Below are 19,218 nucleotides of genomic sequence, written 5' to 3'. Positions count from 1 at the left end.
GCTGGATTCGCTGAACGTCGGCGGGATGTTTGAGGCGTGGTTCTGATGCGATAGCATTGCCGAAGGAGCGTTCCCGGCTGGCGCTACGCTTAGCCGGGCTACGACTGGTGCGCTCCATTTATGCCGGATGGCGGCTGACGCCTTATCCGGCCTACGTTCCCTCACACAGGCTCACCCCCCCCCCCAGGCCCGCGCAAGCGCAGCGCCGCCGGGCAGCTGGCCCATCCCCCCTCAGTTCACCGTCAGGCGCAGGGCCAGATCCTGCGGATAGGGGTCAAAATAGTTCTGCGCCTGCAGGTAGCGATCCGGATACTCGGCCAGATAGTGCTTAAGCAGCGTCAGCGGGGCGAGGATCGGCAGCAGCCCGGCGCGATAGTTGAGGATCACCTCCCGCAGCTCGCCGCGCTGGCGGCTGTTCAGCTGGTCGCGGAAATAACCCTGAATATGCATCAGCACGTTGGTGTGGTTTTTCCGCGAGGCGGGCCGCTTGAGGATCGCCATCAGCTTCTCACGGTAGACCTCGAAGAAAGCCTCCAGATCCTCCCATTCATGCAGCGAGGCGACGAAGGGGCCGATCTCGCGGTAGCCCGCCTGGTGGTGAGCCAGCAGCTGCAGCTTGTAGCGGCTGTGAAAGGCCAGCAGGCCGTGGCGGGTCAGGCCGCGGGCGCGCAGGGCGTTGAGTTCATGCAGGGCGAAAACGCGCTCGACAAAGTTCTCCCGCAGCAGCGGATCGTGCAGCCGGCCATCCTCTTCCACCGGCAGCCACGGGTAGCGCGCCATCAGGGCGCCGGTAAACAGCCCCACGCCTTCCTTACGCCCGCGATTGCCTTTTTCGTCATACAGCCGCACGCGCTCCATCCCGCAGCTCGGCGATTTGGCGCAGACGATAAAGCCCGACAGCTCGCCCAGAGTTGCCAGATGGGCGTTGGCAAAATCGGCCATCTTCTCCGTCACATCCTCGTGCGGGGCGTGGCTGAAGCGCATGCGGATCTCCCCGACCGGAGTCTGCACCAGGCGGAGCGCCGGGCGGGGTACGGGCAGGCCGATCGCCATCTCCGGGCAGACGGGCTTAAACGCCACCCACTGCGCGAGCTCATCCATCACAAAGCCCATACGCTTATGCCCGCCGTCGAATCGCACGGCTGAGCCGGTTAAACATCCGCTGATCCCAATGACAGGTTGCGTGTTCATGGCGCTGTCCTCTCTTCTGCTGTGGTTCGGGTAAAGAAAAGGGTCACGGTGGCGACCGTAATGCCGAATTTCTTCATCTCGGTTTTGTTAAACAAATGGCTGCCGTCCTGCAGGTACATCCAGTCGTCAAAGTGCAGCAGCCACCGGCTGCCGCTGGCCTCGACGTTCATGCTGTAGCGCCAGTGAAAGGCATTGCCTGCCGCCTGGCCGCTGGCCACGCCTTCGATATCCCCGGCGGTGCCCTGATAACGGTTATCGCCGGTGCGGCGAATGCGCCATACCCGCTGCTGCTTCTCGCCATCGTCATAGACAAAGCGCTCATGGAGCGTCAGGGTATCGCCGACGACGTCGCCATCGATCTCAACATGGAAGCGGCGCAGCTGTTTGCCGTTGCGATCCTGCACCATCCCCCACGCCTCGGTTCGCCCCTGAAAATAGTGAAAGATGTCGAGGGCGGGCTGCTGCTGCCGGTATTCGGTGACCTCGGTACTGCAGCCGGCGAGCATCAGCATCAGCAGCGCCAGGCCAAGGGTCAGAATGCGTTTCATGGAGTACCTCCGATCAACTGCTGACGCAGTTCGGGATAAGTGGTGCGTGGATCGAGCCAGATGGCGAGAAAGCGGGTGCTGAACGCCGCCGACTGGCGCGGGCCGAGCGGGGTAAAGGCGGTCTGTGCGGCGCTGGCGCGGTACCAGAACTGCCCCTCGCCGCCGCGGACCACGAACGCCAGCTGGCTGCCCGGCGCGACGTCCGGCCAGAGCCCCTGCAGCATGCGCAGCCAGGCTTCGCTGCGCGGTTCCTGTTGCAGAATACCCTGCGCCTGCCACTGGTCGCGGGTGGCGTCCACCAGCGCCTCGCGATCGATGTCGCGCTGGTAGGTGATGATCAGCGCCCGATCCTGCTGCGGGCCGTCATACCGACCATTGGGCGTGCGCAGCTGTGAGTGATAGACGGTGAACGGCCCCCAGGTGAGGGTCGCCTCGCCGACGCGGCGCCACGCCAGCCAGTCGGCGGCGTGGGCCGCCGGGGCGAGGACGGTCAGCCATAGCAGTAACAGGGCGAATCTCATTTTTGCCTCCCCATCCCCAGATGGAACAGCAGCATGATCACCAGCCAGCCGCAGGCCATGGCGGCCACAGCAAGCGCCGTCGGCACCAGCAGGGTCATGGCTCCGAGGCGAGCGCCGATCAGGTAGGCCACCGGGCCGCCGAGGGTCGCCGCCGTGGCCAGCACCCAGCCGGGAAGCGTCGCGGTGCGGGTCAGTCGGGTCCAGACGACGGCGAACATCAGCCACAGGGCCACCATCCACAGGGGCAGCAGGCTGTCGCCGGGAAAATCAATCAGCCCCGCCAGCGCCCAGCAGGCGTCAAGCCCGCAGCCCGCCGCGGCCAGCAGCAGGGCGGGCGGACGACTGGCCGCCGGCAACCGCAGCCAGGCGAAGATGGCCAGCGTCAGCCAGATCAGCAGGCCGCGCTCGCGCAACATCACCACCAGCGTCCAGTAAACATCGAACGCGAGGGCCATCAGCAAGTGCTGCGCCGGGCGTGTCATACCCGCTCCGCGGTGAGCTGCACCACGCTGATGGTGCGGGCGTTAAATCCGGCTTCGCAATAGCCGAAGTAGTAGAGCCACATCCGGCGGAAGCGCTCATCAAAGCCGAGCTTTTCAATATCCTGCCAGGCGTGGGTAAAACGCTGCCGCCAGTGCGCCAGGGTGCGGGCATAGTCCGGGCCCATGTCGAACAGGTTGCGCACCACAAAATCGGTATGGCGGGTCATCAGCTCGCTCATTGCCGTGATGCTGGGCAAAAAGCCGCCCGGGAAGATGTAGCGCTGGATAAAATCGACGCTTTTGCTGTAGTCGCGATAGCGCTGATCCTGAATGGTGATCGCCTGCAGGGCCATTTTACCGCCCGGGCGCAGGCGCGCCTGGCAGGTGCGGAAGAAGGCCGGGAGGTAGCGCTGGCCCACCGCCTCAATCATCTCCACCGACACCAGTTTGTCGTACTCGCCGCGCAGATCGCGGTAGTCGCAGAGCAGCACCTCGACGCGATCCTGCAGCCCGGCGCGGGCCATGCGCTCGGTAGCCCAGCGGTGCTGCTCCCGGGAAAGGGTGGTAGTCGTGACCCGGCAACCGTAATGGCGGGCGGCGTACTCGGCCAGCGCCCCCCAGCCGGTGCCAATCTCCAGCAGATGATCGCCGGGGTTGAGCGCCAGCTGGTCGCACAGACGCGCCATCTTGGCCCGCTGGGCCTGGGTCAGATCCTGCTCGTCGTCGGTAAACAGCGCGCTGGAGTAGAGCAGGTCGTCATCCAGAAAGTGGGCATAAAATTCGTTGCCGAGGTCGTAATGGGCGGCAATGTTCTCCCGCGCCTGGGCGCGGGTGTTGCGTCGAGTCCAGTGGCGCAGGCGGGCGACAGGCTTACCCAGCAGACGAAAGCCGCGCTCCAGACGCCCCAGCACCTCGCCGTTGCGCGCGAGGATCTGCAACAGCGCCGTCAGCTGGTGGCTCTCCCAGTCGCCGTCCATCCAGGCCTCGGCCGCCGCGAGACTGCCGCCGGTCAGCAGACGCCAGTACACCTCCGGCGTGCAGACCCGCGCCTCAGCGCGCAGCGCGGCGGCGGGGTCGCCAAAATGAAAAGTCTGCGCCCCTTCGCGCACGGTGAGCGAGCCTTCGCGGAGGCCGCTCAACAGACGAAAGAGCAGCCAGCGCGCGAGCCGCACGTTGCGCGGCACATCGGGTTCAAGCGCAAAGACGGGATCGGTCATGAGCGTTCACTCCTGCTGACAGGATGGTTGTACAGCGGCACGCGCTTCAGCCATAGCCGCAGCGCCTGCCAGTAGATGGCGAGGACGGTTTTCAGGGTCATCATCGGCAGACGCAGCAGCAGCCCGCGCAGGTTGGCGCGGGTTAACGGCACGCGGCTCAGGGCCAGCGTGGCGTCGAACACCTTGCTGGCCTGATGGTTTTCAATGTGCATGTGCAGCGTTTTGCCCGGCGCGTTGAAGCGCCAGTGATAGACCATATCCATCGGGTTAAACGGCGAAACGTGAAAGGCTTTCTCCAGCGGGCGCGCCTGCTGGCCGTCCACCGCGTAGTAATGACGCTCATTCCACGGCGTGTTGCGCACTTCGGCCAGCACCCAGCGCAGGGTGTCGGCTTCGTCATAGCAGTAGTAAAAGTTGACCGGATTAAAATGGAAGCCGAAGTAGCGCAGCTGGGTCAGGAGCATCACGCGGCCCGCCGGGCGGCAGCCGGTCAGGCTCTCCAGCCGGTTCAGCGCCTGGGCCTTCAGCGGCGCGCCCAGCGGATAATCGGCGTCGTACCAGGCGGCGGCGGCCAGGCGGTTGCGACGGATGCCTGCCTCAGGCAGCCTGTCCAGTTCGTCAAGGTCAAGCCAGGCCATAAACAGGCGGTAGACGAAGTGGTGCGCCTTCGGCTGCAGGCGACGGTGGCGCAGGACGCCCTGATAGAGGCAGCTGTTCATTTCAGTTCTCCTCCGCCGCGGCGATGCCCTGCACCACGTCGAGCGCACTGCGTACCCCGTCCTCATGAAAGCCGTTGTACCAGTAGGCCCCGCAGTACCAGCTCCGCTGCTGGCCGTTAATCTCTTCGCGCCGCAGCTGGGCCGACCAGCTTTGCGGGTTAAACAGCGGATGCTCATAGACGAAGCGCTGCCAGACAAAGCGATCGTCCACCGGCGCGTCCGGGTTCAGAGTGACGCAGAACAGGGGGGCGCCCGCAGGCAGCCCCTGGAGAATATTCATGTTGTAGGTGACGCAGGCCCGGGCCCGATCCCCGTCGCTCAGGCGATAGTTCCAGCTGGCCCAGGCGCGCTGGCGCTCCGGCAGCCAGCGCGGATCGCTGTGCAGCACCACCTCGTTGCGCTGCCATCCGATATCCCCCAGCACCTCACGCTCGGCGTCGGTGGGCGCCGCCAGCATCGCCAGCGCCTGCGCGGAGTGGCAGGCGAAGATCACCTGGTCAAAATGCGCCTCCCCGGACGCCAGCCGCAGGATAACTCCCGCCGTGTGGCGGTCCACCTGCTGCACCGGCGCGTTGAGCCGCAGGTTCAGGCGATCGCCGAGCCTGGTGAGCAGGGCGCGGACGTATTCCCGGGAACCGCCGGGCACCACATACCATTGCGGACGATCGCGAATATCCAGCAGACCGTGGTTTTCAAAGAAGCGCAAAAACAGCGGTAGCGGGAAGCGGCGCATCTCCTGCAGCGACGACGACCAGATGGCCGCCCCCATCGGCAGGATATAGTGGCGGGCGAAGAAGGGGCTAAAACGGTGGCGGGAGAGGAAGTTCTCCAGCGTCGCGCCCGGATCCAGCGCCTCGGTCAGCGCCAGTTTTGCCAGTCGGTTGAAGCGGACGATCTCGCTCAGCAGCCCCCAGAAGGCCGGCTTCAGCAGATTGCGTCGCTGGGCGAAGAGCGAGGTCAGGCTGTGGCCGTTGTACTCCAGGCCGCTGGCCGGGTTGTGGACCGAGAAGCTCATCTGCGTTTTTTGCCCGTCGATCCCCAGCTCGCTGAGCAGGCCCATAAAGCGCGGATAGGTGCGATCGTTGTAGACGATAAATCCGGTATCGATGGCCCAGGTGCCCTGCGGCGTGGTGACATCCACGGTGGCGGTGTGGCCGCCCGGCGTGGCGCCCGCTTCGAACAGCGTCACCTGATGGTGTCCGGCCAGCCGCCAGGCGCAGGTCAGCCCGGCGATGCCGCTGCCGATGATGGCGATGTTCATGAGCGCACCATCCTGCGCAACAGCAGGCGCTGCATACCTGACGGCAGGCTGGCCAGCAGCCGCAGGGCCAGGCTGAAACCGGTGGGGAAGGCGATGTGGTTTTTTCCCTTCGCCAGGCCGTGGCGGATCGCCGCCACTGCCCGATCCACGCTCACCCGGCCGGGCATGGCAAAGTCGTTTTTGCGCGTCAGCGGGGTGTCGACGAAGCCTGGAGAGACCACCGTGACGGCGACCCCTTTCGGCTCCCAGTCAAGACGCAGGCTGTTGGCAAACCAGGTCAGCGCCGCCTTGGAGGCGCCATAGGCTTCCGCGCGCGGGAAGGGCAGCCAGTGCGCCATGGAGCTGACCAGCACCACCCGATCGCCAGCCTCCAGCTGCGTCTGCAGCGCCGCCAGGCAGTTCACCGGCCCAAGGAAGTTGGTGGCCATCACCCGCTCCACGAGGGCGGCATCCACCTGTCCGTGGTCGAGGTATTCGCAGGTGCCGGCGCAGAGAATGATCAGGTCGGCAAAACAGCCCGTCAGCGCCTGGCGACAGGCGTCCTTGTCTGTCATATCGAACAGGCGCGCGCTGATATTGGGGCTGAACTGCTGCAGCGCCGTCAGGCGCGACGCATCGCGCCCGCAGGCGATGACCAGGTGGCCATCCGCCGCGAAGGATTTCGCCAGGCCGGCGCCAATCCCGGAGCTGGCGCCGGTGATAAGCACCGTCATCATGAGCGCACCCTCCGTTTCACGCCGCGTACCGCCCAGCCCAGCAGGGGAAGATGCTCGTAGATCATCTCCCCGGCGTCGTAGTAGTCGCGTTGATGGAGAATCTGCTCCCCGGCGATGTCCACCACCGAGCAGCCCGGCAGGGCCAGCGTTTCTCCGCCGGCAATGCGCGGATGCGACCAGTGCATGGTCCAGGTCACGGCGAACCGCTGACCGTCGCAGAGCGGCGTGTCGATGGTGAACCGGCACTGCTCCACGTTGGCCAGCAGATGGGTAAAGTAGCGCTGGATGGCAAACAGCCCCTGGTGCTGACCAAAAGGATCGCTCAGCGTCGCGTCCGGATGGTACAGCGCGGCCAGCGCCGAGGGCGGCTGCGCATCCAGCCCGGCGTAGTACTCAACGAAACGACGAATCACGGACGGCGAGGTGCTCATGGATCACATCCTGGCTAAACACGGTGGCGTAATGGCATACTTAAAACTTACACAAATAAAATTATTTGTCCAAGTTTGTGGAAAAATATATTTTATTTGTGTTAAAAATCATATGTTTATTATTGGTGTTTTAAAGGGTGAAAATCACGCGTGGCGCAAAGGGCAAGCGTGCGCCCGCCGCGCCACCGGGCGCTGGCGGAACAGAGCGTGGAGGTAAGTGAAAACAGGGGGTTAGAGCGGGATCACCTCGAGGGAGACGACCTGCTGCTGCCAGAGTTCGATCTGCCTCTGACGAGCGGCGGAGAGTTTACCGCTGGTGACCAGCAGCCAGTTGCGCTGGGGAAAAATCTCCGGCGCCAGGGCGGCGGGAGGCACCGGCAGGACGTCGATGCGATGACCCTGGCCGGTATGCTTGAGCGCCTCAAGCCAGATTTCGCAGGCGTCGGTCAGGTGCCAGCCGGTGATCAGAAAGTTATCCCCGGGCGCCTTCTTATCGCCTTCGAGGCAAAACGAGGTGTAGGCGATGATGATGCCGTCGAGGATTTCGCGCAGGGTCATGATGGCCGGCACGTTGGCAGAGACCTGGCTGCGCAGCGGACGCAGCACCTCGGTCACCAGCTCCTGACGCGGATATTCGCGCCCGGCATCGTAGATAAGCTGGCGCAGGGACTCGATTTTTCCCTCTTTCAGCCGCTGCAGCATGGTCTCCTGCAGCGTCAGCCAGTTGTTGGTGCGCCGCGCGCCGGGGCGCGACAGCAGGGGCTTCACCTGGCTAACCGGCACCCCTTTTTTCACCCAGTCGAGGATCTTCAGCGCCTGCTGGACGTCGTCATCGCTGTACAGACGGTGTCCACCATCGGTGCGCAGCGGCTTAAGCAGGCCGTAGCGGCGCTGCCAGGCGCGAAGCGTGGTCGCATTTATCCCGCAAAGTCGGGCAAATTCGCCGATGGAGTAAGGCATGGAGGCCACCTGTTAACAAAGAATATTCTCAATATACTACGAATCACGTCGGCTGGCGTGAAGTGTAGCGGCTTTGCACTACACTTTCCCCCAACCGCGTAAATGAAAGGAGTTCTCATGAAGCTATGGCCTGTTGTCACTGGCGTCGCTATCGCGTTGACCCTCGTGGCCTGCAAATCGCCCACCCCGCCGAAGGGCGTACAGCCGATTAGCGGGTTTGACGCCAGTCGTTATCTCGGAAAATGGTATGAGGTCGCTCGCCTGGAGAATCGCTTCGAGCGAGGCCTGGAGCAGGTGACCGCCACCTACGGCGCCCGCAGCGACGGGGGGATCAGCGTCGTCAATCGCGGTTATGACCCGGTTAAAAAACGCTGGAATGAGAGCGACGGGAAAGCCTATTTCACCGGCGCCCCCACCACCGCGGCGCTGAAGGTGTCGTTCTTCGGGCCATTCTACGGCGGCTATAACGTGATCCGTCTGGACGACGACTACCAGTACGCGCTGGTCAGCGGCCCCAACCGCGACTATCTCTGGATCCTGTCGCGCACCCCCACCATTCCGGCGGCGGTGAAGCAGGATTACCTGAATACCGCGCGCGAGCTGGGCTTTGACGTCGATCGCCTGGTGTGGATCCGCCAGACGCCGCGCTAGCCTCGCCCCTTAGCGGCTGAGCAGGTGGGTATAAACCACGTACATCCCGGCCAGCGCCGCCACGTTCAGCGCCACGCTGATGAAAAACCACGTCCGGAAGGGCTGCTTTTGCGTTTTATGACGAAAGCACTGCTGGCCGAGGATGGCCCCCGGCCAGCCTCCCACCAGGCCCAGCACCAGTAGCGTGGTTTCTGGCACCCGGCGCCAGGCTTTGCGTGCCGCCAGCTTGTCGGCGCCATAAATAAGCCATGTCAGAAGGCTGCTCAGTAAAAACCACATCGCCAGCGGGTAGGGCAGCAGGGCGCTGCCCACGGCGGTGAGCAGCAGCAGGGAATAACATACCAGGTTCAGATTCATAGGGACGTTCATGCCGGCCAGAAGAATGGCGCCACTATAGCCAATTTCCCGGACCGGCGTAAACGCGGCGGGCTATCGGCCGCGCTTGCCCCGATGCCGGGACAGCCACATCAGCTTATACGCCGCCGGAATAATAAACAGCGACAGCAGCGGGGCGGTGATCATTCCACCAATCATCGGCGCGGCGATGCGGCTCATCACCTCCGACCCGGCGCCGTTGCCCCACAAAATCGGCAGCAGGCCGGCGATAATCACCGCCACGGTCATCGCCTTCGGCCGCACGCGCAGCACCGCCCCCTGGTACAGCGCCTCGTCGAGCTTCTCGACGCTGAAGGTACGCGGGTTCTCCAGCGATGGCTCGGCCTCGATGGCGTGGCGCAGGTACATCAGCATCACCACGCCAAACTCCGCGGCCACGCCGGCCAGGGCGATAAAGCCGGTGCCGGTGGCTACCGACAGATGGAACCCCATCCAGTAGAGAAACCAGATCCCGCCCACAAGGGCGAACGGCACGCTGGCGATGATCAGCAGCGCCTCGCCGACGCGGCGGAACGCCAGGTACAGCAGCACAAAGATAATCATCAGCGTCATCGGCACCATCAGCTTCAGCTTCTGATTGGCGCGCTCCAGCAGCTCGAACTGCCCGGAATACGACACGCTGATGCCCGGCTTCAGCTTCACCGCTTTGCCGATGGCCTGCTGCAGATCGTGCACCACTGACACCATGTCACGGTCGCGGGCGTCGATGTAGATCCAGCTGGTGGGGCGGGCGTTCTCGGTCTTCAGCATCGATGGCCCGCTGACCACCTTCACCTCGGCGACGTCGCTGAGGACGATCTGCTGCTTCAGCGGGGTGAGGATCGGCAGCTGGCGCAGGGTCTGCGGGCTGTCGCGATAGCTCTGCGGGTAGCGGATGTTGATCGGATAGCGCTCGACGCCCTCCACCGTTTCGCCGACCATCGCCCCGCCGATAGCGGACGAGACGAACAGCTGCACGTCGCCGACGGTCATGCCGTAGCGGGCCGCCTTGTCACGCTGAATATCAATGTCGAGGTAGCGCCCGCCCACCAGCCGCTCGGCTAATGCTGACGTGACCCCCGGCACGCTGCGCGCCACCACCTCAATTTGCCCGGCGATGGCGTCGATATCGGCCAGGTTAGTGCCGGAAACCTTAATGCCGATCGGGCTCTTGATGCCGGTGGAGAGCATGTCGATGCGGTTGCGGATCGGCGGCACCCACAGGTTCGCCAGCCCCGGCAGGCGCACGGTCTTGTCCAGTTCGTCGACGATCTTCTCCATGGTCATCCCCGGCCGCCACTGATCCTGCGGCTTGAGCTGAATGGTGGTCTCCACCATCTCCAGCGGCGCGGAGTCGGTAGCGGTGTCTGCCTTACCCGTTTTGCCGAACACCCGCGCCACCTCCGGCACCGTCATGATCAGCTTGTCGGTCTTCTGCAGCATATCCGCCGCCTGCGAGGCGGAGATCCCCGGCAGCGTTGACGGCATATACAGCAGATCGCCCTCGTTGATCTGCGGCAGAAACTCGCCGCCGACCCGGTTAAGCGGCCAGACAACCGTCAGGATCGACAGGAGCGCGATCAGCAGGGTGGTCTTCGGCCAGTGCAGCACCTTCAGCAGCAGCGGATGATAAATGCGGATCAAAAAGCGGTTCAGCGGGTTGCTGCTCTCCGCCGGGATCCTGCCGCGGATCCAGAAGCCCATCAGGATCGGGATCACCATGATCGCCAGCAGCGCCGCCCCGGCCATCGACCAGGTTTTGGTGAAGGCCAGCGGGCCGAACAGTTTGCCCTCCTGGCCTTCGAGGGTGAAAATGGGGATAAACGACAGGGTGATGATCAGCAGGCTGATAAACAGCGCCGGGCCAACCTCCACCGAGGCGTCGGTAATGATTTTCCAGCGCCTGTCGTTACCGAGCTTCTCTCCCGGATGCTGATGCGCCCACTCCTCAAGCCGCTTGTGGGCGTTCTCAATCATCACGATGGCGGCATCGACCATCGCTCCCACCGCAATGGCGATCCCGCCCAGCGACATGATGTTGGCGTTGAGTCCCTGGAAATGCATCATGATAAAGGCGAAGCACAGGCCGAGCGGCAGGGAGATAATCGCCACCAGCGCCGAGCGCACGTGCCACAGGAACAGGGCGCAGACCAGGGCGACGACGATAAACTCTTCCAGCAGTTTGTGGCTGAGGTTGTCGATGGCGCGGTCGATAAGCTGGCTGCGGTCGTAGGTGGTGACGACTTCAACCCCTTCCGGCAGGCTGCTTTGCAGCGACGCCAGTTTTTCTTTGACCGCCGAGATCGCTTCCCGGGCGTTCTTGCCGGAGCGCAGGATCACCACCCCGCCGGCCACTTCGCCTTCGCCGTTCAGTTCGGCGATACCGCGGCGCATCTCCGGGCCGACCTGTACCCGCGCGACGTCGCCGAGATACACCGGCACGCCGTTGTCACCGGTTTTCAGCACAATGTTTTTGAAGTCGTCGAGGGTCTGCAGATAGCCGCTGGCGCGCACCATATATTCGGCTTCCGCCAGTTCGACCGAAGAGCCGCCCGCCTCCTGATTAGAGGCGTCCAGCGCCGATTTCACCTCGCCGAGGCTGATGCCGTACTGGGTCAGCTTCATCGGGTCGACGACAATCTGGTACTCCTTGACCACGCCGCCCACCGACGCCACTTCTGAGACGTTAGGAATGGTTTTCAGCTCGTATTTTAAGAACCAGTCCTGCAGGGAGCGCAGTTCGGCGAGATCATGCTTGCCGCTGCGGTCGACCAGCGCGTACTCGAAGACCCAGCCGACGCCGGTGGCATCCGGGCCCATTTCGGCGCTCACCCCGGCGGGCAGTTTGCCCTGTACCTGGTTGAGATACTCCAGTACCCGTGAGCGCGCCCAGTAAGGATCGGTGCCGTCTTCAAAAATCACATACACATAAGAGTCGCCAAACTGCGAGAAGCCGCGCACCGTTCTGGCGCCGGGCACCGACAGCATGGTGGTGGTTAGCGGCCAGGTGACCTGGTTTTCGACGATCTGCGGCGCCTGTCCCGGGTAGCTGGTTTTGACGATCACCTGTACGTCGGAGAGATCCGGCAGGGCGTCCACCGGCGTATGGACGATGGTCCAGGTCCCCCAGAGGCTGAGAAACAGCGCGCCCATCATCACCAGGAAGCGGTTGGCCACCGAGCGGCGGATAATCCATTCAATCATGGTTCCTTTCCTCAGTGCGCGTGGGCGGCAGGGGCAACGGCATCCGGGGCTTGCGCGCGCATGCGCTCCAGCGCACCGGCGATATTGGCCTCCGAGTCGATCAGGAACAGGCCGCTGGCGACCACTTTCTCGCCCTCCTGCAGCCCTCTGCGAATGGCCGTGACGCCATTGGATTCATGGAAGACCTGGACCCGCTTCGGCACGAAGCGGCCCTCGTTATCCACGGTAATCACTCGCTGCTCGCTGCCGCTGTCGATCAGCGCTTTGGAGGGGATCAGCAGCATCGGTTCGCTTTCACTGGTCAGTTGCAGATAGGCGTTCATCCCTGGCTTCAGCGCTTCATCCGGGTTGTTGACCTGCAGGCGCAGCTGCAGGGTGCGGGTGGCGCTATCGACGCTGGGGAGGATCGTCCATTTGCTGATGCGGAAGGTTTTGTCCGGCCAGGCGGGAACCTGAATACTGAACTGCGAGGCGTCTTTGATCAGCCAGGCGATGGACTCGGGGACCGCCACGCTGACCCACACCGGATCCATGCCCTGAATTTTCGCCACCACGTTATCTTTGGCGATGTTCATTCCGGCGCGCAGATCGAAGGCGGTGATCACCCCGTCGATGGGCGCCTTGAGGGTGAAACGGGTCTGGATCTTGCGCGTGGTTTTCAGGCGGCGGATATCGTCGTCCGGCATTCCGGCGAGGCGTAGACGCTCGAGGATCCCCTCGACCTGCGTAGCGGTGCCCCCGGTCTCCTGCAATAAAAGATATTCGCTCTGCGCTTCCACCCAGTCCGGGATGGTCAGTTCCAGCAGCGGCGTACCTTGTTGCACTTTGTCGCCGACGGTCAGGGGATAGACTTTATTAATAAAGCCCGCCGCCCGCGCCTGCATAATCACGTACTGGTACTCGTTGTAGCTGATGTTGGCCGGGAAGGTCTGGGCGTAGCGCAGCGGCCCGCGGGTGACGGCGGCGGTTTTCACGCCAAGATTCTGGGTCTGCGTCGGGTCGATACGCACCCCCGGCGCTCCGGCGGCGGCACTCTCCTCATCGGCGTATTTCGGCACCAGGTCCATATCCATAAACGGCGATTTACCCGGTTTATCAAAGCGGGTGTTCGGGTACATCGGATCGTACCAGAACAGCACTTTACGCTGCTGCTCGGCCGTCGGGGCGGCTGCGGCAGCGTCGTGGGGCGCCGCAGCCCAGGTATACAGCGCTGCGGTGAGCGCGCCGCCGATCGCCATGCTGCCGAGGATCAGCGCCGTGTTTTTCAGTGTCAGGGATGCCATGTGTTGTCCATTCCGTCGTTGAGAGGCTTGCCGTCGCCGGGCCATTAGTGGGCGCGAATATCCTGCAGCAGCGACAGGTTGCCCTGCTGAACGAAGGTGAAGTCCACGCTGTCGCCGTTCTTCACATTGTTGAGCTGCGTCTGCGGGGTGATGGTGAAGCGCATGGTCATCGGCGGCCAGTTCACCGCCGGGATGGCTTCGTGGGCGATGGTGATTTTTTTGCTATCCATATCAATGGCTTTAATGACCCCTTTGCCGCTGATGCTTTGCGTCTGCGCGGCGGCGGGCTGTTCGTGCATCGCCATGCCGGCGTGCGGGTCGGCGGCCTGGACGGCGAACACCGCGCCAGAAATCAGAGTGAACAGGGCGACTTTAGACAGTGAATTCATGATCGGGACTCCTTGGGTTATTCCATCCAGCCGCCGCCGAGGGCGGTGAACAGGGTGATTTCATTTGCCTGACGGGAATAGTTGAGTTCCAGCAGGGTTTGTCGGGTGGTGAAAATATCGCGCTGGGCGCTCAGCACTTCGATGTAGCTGACCGCGCCGTGGCGATAGAGCGCGGTGGCGCGCTGCAGGGTGATATTCAGCGACGCGAGATAGCGCTCCTGTGCGGCAATTTGATCGGCCAGGCTCTGGCGCAGGGCCAGCGCGTCGGCTACCTCTTTAAAGGCGGACTGGATTTTTTGCTCGTAGTTGACCACCTGCTGCTGCTGGCGGATCTCCGCCAGATCGAGGTTGGCCTGATTGCGCCCGGCGTTGAAAATCGGTATGTCGATTTTGGGGATGAAGTTCCACATCGCGCTGCCGGCGTTAAACAGGCTGGCGAGCTCGCTGCTGCTACCGGAGAGCGAGCTGGTCAGGGTGATCGACGGAAAGAAGGCCGCCCGCGCGGCGCCGATGTTGGCGTTGGCCGCCCGCAGGCTGTGTTCGGCCTCTAAAATATCCGGCCGCTGCAGCAGGATCGCTGAGGAGAGCGATGGCGGCAGGGTAACGCCTTGCAGATCGACGGCGCTGCTGGCGCTATCGTCCGGCAGAGGTTGATAGCTGCCGAGCAACAGCTGCAGAGCGTTATTAGCCTGCGCCAGCTGGCCCTGCCGTCTGGCGATATCGGCGCGGGTGCTCTCGATCATCCCCCGCGCCTGCTCCAGCGCCAGCACGGTAGTGCTCCCGGTCAGCAGCTGTTTTTCAACGAACGCGTAAGACTGCTGATAGTTTTGCAGGGTATCGTTGGCCACCTGCAGCTGCGCTGCCGCCAGCCGCTGGTTGAAGTAGCTTTGTGAAACGTTAGCAATCAACAGGATATGCACTGCGCGCCGGGCCTCTTCGCTGGCGAAGAAGTTCTCCCGGTCGGCCTCGCTAAGGTTTTTCAGCCGACCAAAGAAGTCGAGGTCATAGCTGAGATTCAGGCCGGCAGCGTAATCGCTGCTGGTGGTGGTGTCGCCTTTAAGCTTGCCGCCGTAGGTGGTGCTGCCGTCACCGTTCAATTGCGGGTAGCGGTCAGCATCGGTCACCCGATATTGGGCGCGGGCTTCCTGCACTTTCAGCGTCGCCATCCGCAGATCGCGGTTGTTGGTCAGCGCGGTGCCAATCAGGCTTTTCACCTGCGGGTCGACGAAAAAGGTGCGCCAGCCGGTCTCCTGATAGCCCGCGGTTGCGGTCACCAGCTTGTTCTGGCTGAGAGAGAACTGCTGCGGTACCGGCGCGGCGGGGCGCTGGTAGTCCGGAGCGAGCGAGACACAGCCGGTTAAGGCGAGTATCACGCTGAGGGTAAGACGCGTTATTGGGCGCATGGCGGCAGACGTTTTCGACGATTTATCCATGGCGGCTACTTTACGTAGCGGCCTCTGTTCAGGACGTGACAGGAAAATGACAAAGCTGTCATTTTCCTGATATTTCATTGCTATCCGGAGGCGCTCCTCTAAAATTGAATACCCGCACAGAACGCGCGTGAAGGAGCCTGCGGTGAAGATTTTGATTGTCGAAGATGAGAAGAAAACCGGGGAGTACCTGACCAAAGGGCTCACCGAGGCTGGCTTCGTCGTCGACCTGGCCGATAACGGCCTTAACGGCTATCACCTGGCGATGACCGGTGACTATGATCTGCTGATCCTCGACATCATGCTGCCGGACGTGAACGGCTGGGATATCGTGCGCATGCTGCGCGCCGCCGGGAAAGGCATGCCGATCCTGCTGCTTACCGCGTTGGGCACCATTGAGCATCGGGTGAAGGGGCTGGAGCTGGGCGCCGACGACTATCTGGTGAAGCCGTTCGCCTTTGCGGAACTGCTGGCGCGGGTGCGGACGCTGCTGCGCCGCGGAGCGGCGGTTATTGTCGAAAGCCAGTTTCAGGCGGCGGATCTCAGCGTCGATCTGGTCAGCCGTAAGGTGACGCGCGGCGCCACCCGCATCACCCTGACCAGCAAGGAGTTCACTCTGCTGGAGTTCTTCCTGCGCCATCAGGGCGAGGTGCTGCCGCGTTCGCTGATTGCCTCGCAGGTGTGGGATATGAATTTCGACAGCGATACCAACGCGATAGACGTGGCGGTGAAGCGGCTGCGCGCCAAAATCGATAACGACTTCGAGCCGAAGCTGATCCAGACCGTGCGCGGCGTCGGCTATATGCTTGAGGTGCCGGATGGCCGCTAAGCGCCCCTTTTCCCTGGCCACCCGGCTGAGCTTCTTTATTAGCCTCGCCACCATCATCGCCTTTTTTGCCTTCACCTGGATCATGATCCATTCGGTGAAGGCCCACTTTGAAGAGCGCGACGTTCACGATCTCAGGCAGCTCAGCACCACCCTGGAGACGGTCCTCGACCACGCTGACTACCCGCAGGGGCGGCGACTGGAGATCGTGAAGAATATCATTGCGGGTTACGCCAACGTCTTTATCTGCCTGGACGATGGGCAGGGCAATATTCTGTTCCAGTCGCCCAACGGGCCAGATCTCAGCCATATGCTGAGTACGCCAGGCCTGGCGATGCAGCTGCGCGACGGGAATGTGATTTCATGGACCGACCCGCAGCCGCGGGCAATGGCGCACGATAATCATCAAATGGAGACCCGTGCCTGGCGGCTGATCATGCTGCCGCTGGGCAAGCAGGCGGACGGCAAACCGGCGTACCATCTGCTGATGGCCTTATCCATCGATTTTCACCTGCACTATATTAATGAGCTGAAAGCGAAGCTGATTTCCGCCGCGTCGATAATCAGCCTGCTGATCGTCGCCATCGTGCTGTTTGTGGTCTATCAGGGACATAAACCGATCCGCCAGATCAGCCGGCAGATCCAGAATATTACCTCGCGGGATCTCGACGTGCGCCTTGACCCGCAGGCGGTGCCTATCGAACTGGAGCGGCTCGCGCTCTCCTTTAACCACATGCTGGAGCGGATGGAGGATGTCTTTACCCGTCAGTCGAACTTCTCCGCCGATATCGCCCATGAGATCCGCACGCCGATCACCAACCTGGTGACGCAAACCGAAATCGCCTTAAGCCAGAGCCGCAGCCAGCAGGAGCTGGAAGAGGTGCTCTACTCCAATCTCGAAGAGTTCTCGCGTATGTCGCGGATGGTCAGCGATATGCTGTTCCTCGCCCAGGCCGATAACAACCAGCTGATCCCCGAACAGCGGGAACTGGATCTGGCTGAGGAAGTGCATAAGGTGTTTGAGTTTTTCGAGGCGTGGGCGGAAGAGAAGGCGGTGGCGCTGCGCTTTGTCGGCAGCCCCTGCCGGGTGATTGGCGATCCGCTGATGCTGCGGCGGGCGATCAGCAATCTGCTGTCGAACGCGATCCGCTACACCCCGGCTGGCCAGGCGGTGACGATCGCGCTGAGCGAAAGCGCGGAGACGGTCCGCCTGGTGGTGGAGAATCCCGGTACGCCGATTGCCGCCGAACATCTGCCGCGGCTGTTTGACCGTTTCTATCGCGTCGACCCCTCGCGCCAGCGTAAAGGGGAGGGCAGCGGCATCGGCCTGGCGATAGTGAAATCCATCGTCAGCGCCCACCACGGCAGCGTGGCTGCGCAGTCCGATCTGCGCTCGACGCGGTTTATTGTAGTGTTGCCGAAACAGGTGTAATAACGGCTGAAAGCCAGCGGGCAGCGCCAGGCGGCTGCCCGCAGTATCGCGACTCTCTTACTCTTCGAAGTACCAGTAGCCCTGATTAATCAGCCGCGTCAGTTCGCTCACGAACGCCGGATTCTGCAGGCCGCTGCCGAGCTCTTCCTGACCTAATGAGGTATAGCGGCACAGCGCATCCAGCGCTTCGGCATCGGTGGTGTCCAGCTGTTCGCTATGCACGAAGAAGCTGTCGCCGATATGCAGAACGCGCAGGCCGCTCAGGCGGGAGAGCTTTTCGCCGCCCAGCAGCGCATCGACCACTTCCTCTTCTTCATATGCCGGTTCCGCCGGCGCAATATCCAGCTCGTGACGCGGGGTGGTGACGAAACTGCCGAACCACTGTTTGAAGTCTTCCGGCTGGCGAATCATGTCGATCATCATGCCGCGTAGACGTTCGAGTTCATACTCTTCAACCCGGCCAGGATGCTCGCGGCAGGTGAGGTCCGGATCGCTGTAGTGCTCGCCGCCAAGATCGTTCTCCAGCACATAGTCGGCGAAGCTGCTGATCAGGTCGCGGCCGTTGGGCCCGCGGAAGCCGACGGAGTAGTTCAGCGCGGTTTCGTGGGTGATCCCATCGTGCGGGAATCCCGGTGGAATATAGAGGATATCGCCCGGCTGCAGATCTTCATCAATGATCGGCGGGAACGGGTCGACGTGCAGCAGTGCCGGATGCGGGCAGAACTGACGCATCGGCAGCTTATCCCCCACGCGCCAGCGGCGGCTGCCCATGCCCTGAATAATAAAGACGTCATATTGATCGATATGCGGCCCGACGCCGCCGCCGGGGACGGAGAAGGAGATCATCAGGTCGTCCAGACGCCAGTCCGGCAGTACGCGGAACGGTCGCACCAGCTCGGCGGCCGGCATATGCCAGTGGTTTACCGCCTGGGCCAGCAGCGACCAGCCGGTCTCGCCCAGGCCGTCGAAATGTTCAAAAGGTCCATTGCTGGCCTGCCATTTACCGTTGGTCAGACTGACCAGCCGGCTGTCGACTTCCGGCTCCATGGCTAATCCGGCCAGCTCGTCCGGGGTAATCGGGTCGACGAAGTCCGGAAACGCGTTTTTTAAAACCACCGGCTGCTTTTGCCAGTATTTCTCTAAAAACTCGGGCCAGTTAATGTTGAGTTGATAAGCCATCGATTATTACCAGTAAGAAGAAACGGGCCTGATTATAGGAAGGGGGGCCGCGCGGGCGCTTTGTCGTGGGTCAAGAGTGGCGCTTAATTCACCATCGGCGCGATAATGGCGTTGGGTAAGAGAGAAAAATCACTTTTTTGCCAAAAAGCGTTCTTCGCGTTAACTACGCTGCAGGCCGCATGAACACTGGGATGGCGGCTTTAATGGTAGGAAGAGGAATAAGCGAAAAGTTCAAATAATGAGCGGTCGATAAGATTTTTCTATTTTAACCCTTGCTACTTCCGGCGAACTCCCTATAATGCGCTCCCACTGACACGGCGGATGTGAATCACTTCACACAAACAGCCGGTTCGGTTGAAGAGAAAAATCCTGAAAAACGGGTTGACTCTGAAAGAGGAAAGCG

Annotated in this window: 19 protein-coding genes; 3 read left to right on the top strand and 16 right to left on the bottom strand. The window is 62.4% G+C overall.

The window, feature by feature from the left end:
• Positions 1-231 precede the first annotated feature (231 nt).
• From ABLV76_RS08230 to ABLV76_RS08185, 10 genes are all read right to left on the bottom strand, one after another.
• The gene (locus ABLV76_RS08230) at positions 232-1,191 is read right to left on the bottom strand and encodes a DUF523 and DUF1722 domain-containing protein (protein WP_004206730.1); all 960 of its coding nucleotides are present in this window, start codon (positions 1,189-1,191) and stop codon (positions 232-234) included.
• Positions 1,188-1,739, bottom strand: a complete 552-nt coding sequence (locus ABLV76_RS08225) for a DUF3833 domain-containing protein (protein WP_004206729.1) — start codon at positions 1,737-1,739, stop codon at positions 1,188-1,190. The genes ABLV76_RS08230 and ABLV76_RS08225 overlap by 4 nt, the downstream gene beginning before the upstream one ends.
• Positions 1,736-2,260 carry a hypothetical protein gene (locus ABLV76_RS08220; RefSeq protein ID WP_032412917.1) on the bottom strand — a complete coding sequence of 175 codons (525 nt, stop codon included), beginning with the start codon at positions 2,258-2,260 and terminating at the stop codon, positions 1,736-1,738. The genes ABLV76_RS08225 and ABLV76_RS08220 overlap by 4 nt, the downstream gene beginning before the upstream one ends.
• Positions 2,257-2,742 carry a DUF2878 domain-containing protein gene (locus ABLV76_RS08215; RefSeq protein WP_004206727.1) on the bottom strand — a complete coding sequence of 162 codons (486 nt, stop codon included), beginning with the start codon at positions 2,740-2,742 and terminating at the stop codon, positions 2,257-2,259. The genes ABLV76_RS08220 and ABLV76_RS08215 overlap by 4 nt, the downstream gene beginning before the upstream one ends.
• Entirely contained in the window at positions 2,739-3,959 is a 1,221-nt protein-coding gene (locus ABLV76_RS08210) for a cyclopropane-fatty-acyl-phospholipid synthase family protein (RefSeq protein WP_004888756.1), read from the bottom strand. Before ABLV76_RS08210 ends, ABLV76_RS08215 begins: the two co-directional genes overlap by 4 nt.
• Positions 3,956-4,678 carry a DUF1365 domain-containing protein gene (locus tag ABLV76_RS08205; protein WP_004888758.1) on the bottom strand — a complete coding sequence of 241 codons (723 nt, stop codon included), beginning with the start codon at positions 4,676-4,678 and terminating at the stop codon, positions 3,956-3,958. Before ABLV76_RS08205 ends, ABLV76_RS08210 begins: the two co-directional genes overlap by 4 nt.
• Position 4,679: 1 nt before the next feature.
• Positions 4,680-5,939 (bottom strand): FAD-dependent oxidoreductase, encoded by a 1,260-nt coding sequence (locus ABLV76_RS08200; protein WP_348878276.1) that lies wholly within the window; start codon positions 5,937-5,939, stop codon positions 4,680-4,682.
• Positions 5,936-6,655, bottom strand: coding sequence for an SDR family NAD(P)-dependent oxidoreductase (locus ABLV76_RS08195; RefSeq protein ID WP_048294100.1), 720 nt, complete (start codon positions 6,653-6,655; stop codon positions 5,936-5,938). Before ABLV76_RS08195 ends, ABLV76_RS08200 begins: the two co-directional genes overlap by 4 nt.
• The gene (locus ABLV76_RS08190; protein ID WP_016946719.1) at positions 6,652-7,086 is read right to left on the bottom strand and encodes a nuclear transport factor 2 family protein; all 435 of its coding nucleotides are present in this window, start codon (positions 7,084-7,086) and stop codon (positions 6,652-6,654) included. Before ABLV76_RS08190 ends, ABLV76_RS08195 begins: the two co-directional genes overlap by 4 nt.
• A 231-nt stretch (positions 7,087-7,317) precedes the next feature.
• Positions 7,318-8,046 carry a MerR family transcriptional regulator gene (locus ABLV76_RS08185; protein ID WP_348878275.1) on the bottom strand — a complete coding sequence of 243 codons (729 nt, stop codon included), beginning with the start codon at positions 8,044-8,046 and terminating at the stop codon, positions 7,318-7,320.
• Positions 8,047-8,163: 117 nt separating this feature from the next.
• On the opposite strand from ABLV76_RS08185, the gene ABLV76_RS08180 reads away from it, so the two are divergent.
• Entirely contained in the window at positions 8,164-8,697 is a 534-nt protein-coding gene (locus ABLV76_RS08180) for a lipocalin family protein (RefSeq protein WP_002887259.1), read from the top strand.
• A 9-nt stretch (positions 8,698-8,706) separates the two neighbouring features.
• On the opposite strand, the gene ABLV76_RS08175 is transcribed toward ABLV76_RS08180, so the two are convergent.
• From ABLV76_RS08175 to ABLV76_RS08155, 5 genes are all read right to left on the bottom strand, one after another.
• The gene (locus tag ABLV76_RS08175) at positions 8,707-9,054 is read right to left on the bottom strand and encodes a DUF1294 domain-containing protein (protein WP_348878274.1); all 348 of its coding nucleotides are present in this window, start codon (positions 9,052-9,054) and stop codon (positions 8,707-8,709) included.
• A gap of 72 nt (positions 9,055-9,126) precedes the next feature.
• Positions 9,127-12,276 (bottom strand): CusA/CzcA family heavy metal efflux RND transporter, encoded by a 3,150-nt coding sequence (locus tag ABLV76_RS08170; RefSeq protein WP_348878273.1) that lies wholly within the window; start codon positions 12,274-12,276, stop codon positions 9,127-9,129.
• Positions 12,277-12,287: 11 nt separating this feature from the next.
• Entirely contained in the window at positions 12,288-13,559 is a 1,272-nt protein-coding gene (locus tag ABLV76_RS08165; protein ID WP_348878272.1) for an efflux RND transporter periplasmic adaptor subunit, read from the bottom strand.
• Between the two features lie 44 nt (positions 13,560-13,603).
• The gene (gene cusF, locus ABLV76_RS08160; protein ID WP_004206718.1) at positions 13,604-13,948 is read right to left on the bottom strand and encodes a cation efflux system protein CusF; all 345 of its coding nucleotides are present in this window, start codon (positions 13,946-13,948) and stop codon (positions 13,604-13,606) included.
• A gap of 17 nt (positions 13,949-13,965) precedes the next feature.
• On the bottom strand, positions 13,966-15,351 hold the full coding sequence (locus ABLV76_RS08155; protein ID WP_025999306.1) for an efflux transporter outer membrane subunit: 1,386 nt from the start codon (positions 15,349-15,351) through the stop codon (positions 13,966-13,968).
• A 172-nt stretch (positions 15,352-15,523) separates the two neighbouring features.
• On the opposite strand from ABLV76_RS08155, the gene cusR reads away from it, so the two are divergent.
• Both cusR and ABLV76_RS08145 read left to right on the top strand, forming a co-directional pair.
• Positions 15,524-16,207, top strand: coding sequence for a copper response regulator transcription factor CusR (cusR, locus tag ABLV76_RS08150; RefSeq protein WP_004206716.1), 684 nt, complete (start codon positions 15,524-15,526; stop codon positions 16,205-16,207).
• Positions 16,197-17,636: a Cu(+)/Ag(+) sensor histidine kinase gene (locus tag ABLV76_RS08145; protein WP_348878271.1), complete on the top strand. Its 1,440-nt coding sequence runs from the start codon at positions 16,197-16,199 to the stop codon at positions 17,634-17,636. The genes cusR and ABLV76_RS08145 overlap by 11 nt, the downstream gene beginning before the upstream one ends.
• 57 nt (positions 17,637-17,693) lie before the next feature.
• On the opposite strand, the gene ABLV76_RS08140 is transcribed toward ABLV76_RS08145, so the two are convergent.
• Positions 17,694-18,815, bottom strand: a complete 1,122-nt coding sequence (locus tag ABLV76_RS08140; protein WP_004206713.1) for a cupin domain-containing protein — start codon at positions 18,813-18,815, stop codon at positions 17,694-17,696.
• Positions 18,816-19,218 lie beyond the last annotated feature (403 nt).

The organism is Klebsiella sp. GB_Kp047, from assembly GCF_040065235.1.
Taxonomy (GTDB): domain Bacteria; phylum Pseudomonadota; class Gammaproteobacteria; order Enterobacterales; family Enterobacteriaceae; genus Klebsiella; species Klebsiella quasipneumoniae.
The sequence above is the reverse complement of the archived record's forward strand: the minus strand, read 5'-3'. Positions and strand labels throughout refer to the sequence as shown.

Bases quoted from the DNA above. Each gene is read 5' to 3' on its own strand.
- cusF (WP_004206718.1), bottom strand. From the start codon at position 13,948: ATGAATTCACTGTCTAAAGTCGCCCTGTTCACTCTGATTTCTGGCGCG.
- ABLV76_RS08145 (WP_348878271.1), top strand. From the start codon at position 16,197: ATGGCCGCTAAGCGCCCCTTTTCCCTGGCCACCCGGCTGAGCTTCTTT.
- ABLV76_RS08170 (WP_348878273.1), bottom strand. From the start codon at position 12,276: ATGATTGAATGGATTATCCGCCGCTCGGTGGCCAACCGCTTCCTGGTG.
- ABLV76_RS08220 (WP_032412917.1), bottom strand. From the start codon at position 2,260: ATGAGATTCGCCCTGTTACTGCTATGGCTGACCGTCCTCGCCCCGGCG.
- ABLV76_RS08155 (WP_025999306.1), bottom strand. From the start codon at position 15,351: ATGCGCCCAATAACGCGTCTTACCCTCAGCGTGATACTCGCCTTAACC.
- ABLV76_RS08185 (WP_348878275.1), bottom strand. From the start codon at position 8,046: ATGCCTTACTCCATCGGCGAATTTGCCCGACTTTGCGGGATAAATGCG.
- ABLV76_RS08200 (WP_348878276.1), bottom strand. From the start codon at position 5,939: ATGAACATCGCCATCATCGGCAGCGGCATCGCCGGGCTGACCTGCGCC.
- ABLV76_RS08190 (WP_016946719.1), bottom strand. From the start codon at position 7,086: ATGAGCACCTCGCCGTCCGTGATTCGTCGTTTCGTTGAGTACTACGCC.
- ABLV76_RS08165 (WP_348878272.1), bottom strand. From the start codon at position 13,559: ATGGCATCCCTGACACTGAAAAACACGGCGCTGATCCTCGGCAGCATG.
- ABLV76_RS08225 (WP_004206729.1), bottom strand. From the start codon at position 1,739: ATGAAACGCATTCTGACCCTTGGCCTGGCGCTGCTGATGCTGATGCTC.
- ABLV76_RS08210 (WP_004888756.1), bottom strand. From the start codon at position 3,959: ATGACCGATCCCGTCTTTGCGCTTGAACCCGATGTGCCGCGCAACGTG.
- ABLV76_RS08175 (WP_348878274.1), bottom strand. From the start codon at position 9,054: ATGAATCTGAACCTGGTATGTTATTCCCTGCTGCTGCTCACCGCCGTG.
- ABLV76_RS08140 (WP_004206713.1), bottom strand. From the start codon at position 18,815: ATGGCTTATCAACTCAACATTAACTGGCCCGAGTTTTTAGAGAAATAC.
- ABLV76_RS08230 (WP_004206730.1), bottom strand. From the start codon at position 1,191: ATGAACACGCAACCTGTCATTGGGATCAGCGGATGTTTAACCGGCTCA.
- ABLV76_RS08215 (WP_004206727.1), bottom strand. From the start codon at position 2,742: ATGACACGCCCGGCGCAGCACTTGCTGATGGCCCTCGCGTTCGATGTT.
- ABLV76_RS08195 (WP_048294100.1), bottom strand. From the start codon at position 6,655: ATGATGACGGTGCTTATCACCGGCGCCAGCTCCGGGATTGGCGCCGGC.
- ABLV76_RS08205 (WP_004888758.1), bottom strand. From the start codon at position 4,678: ATGAACAGCTGCCTCTATCAGGGCGTCCTGCGCCACCGTCGCCTGCAG.
- ABLV76_RS08180 (WP_002887259.1), top strand. From the start codon at position 8,164: ATGAAGCTATGGCCTGTTGTCACTGGCGTCGCTATCGCGTTGACCCTC.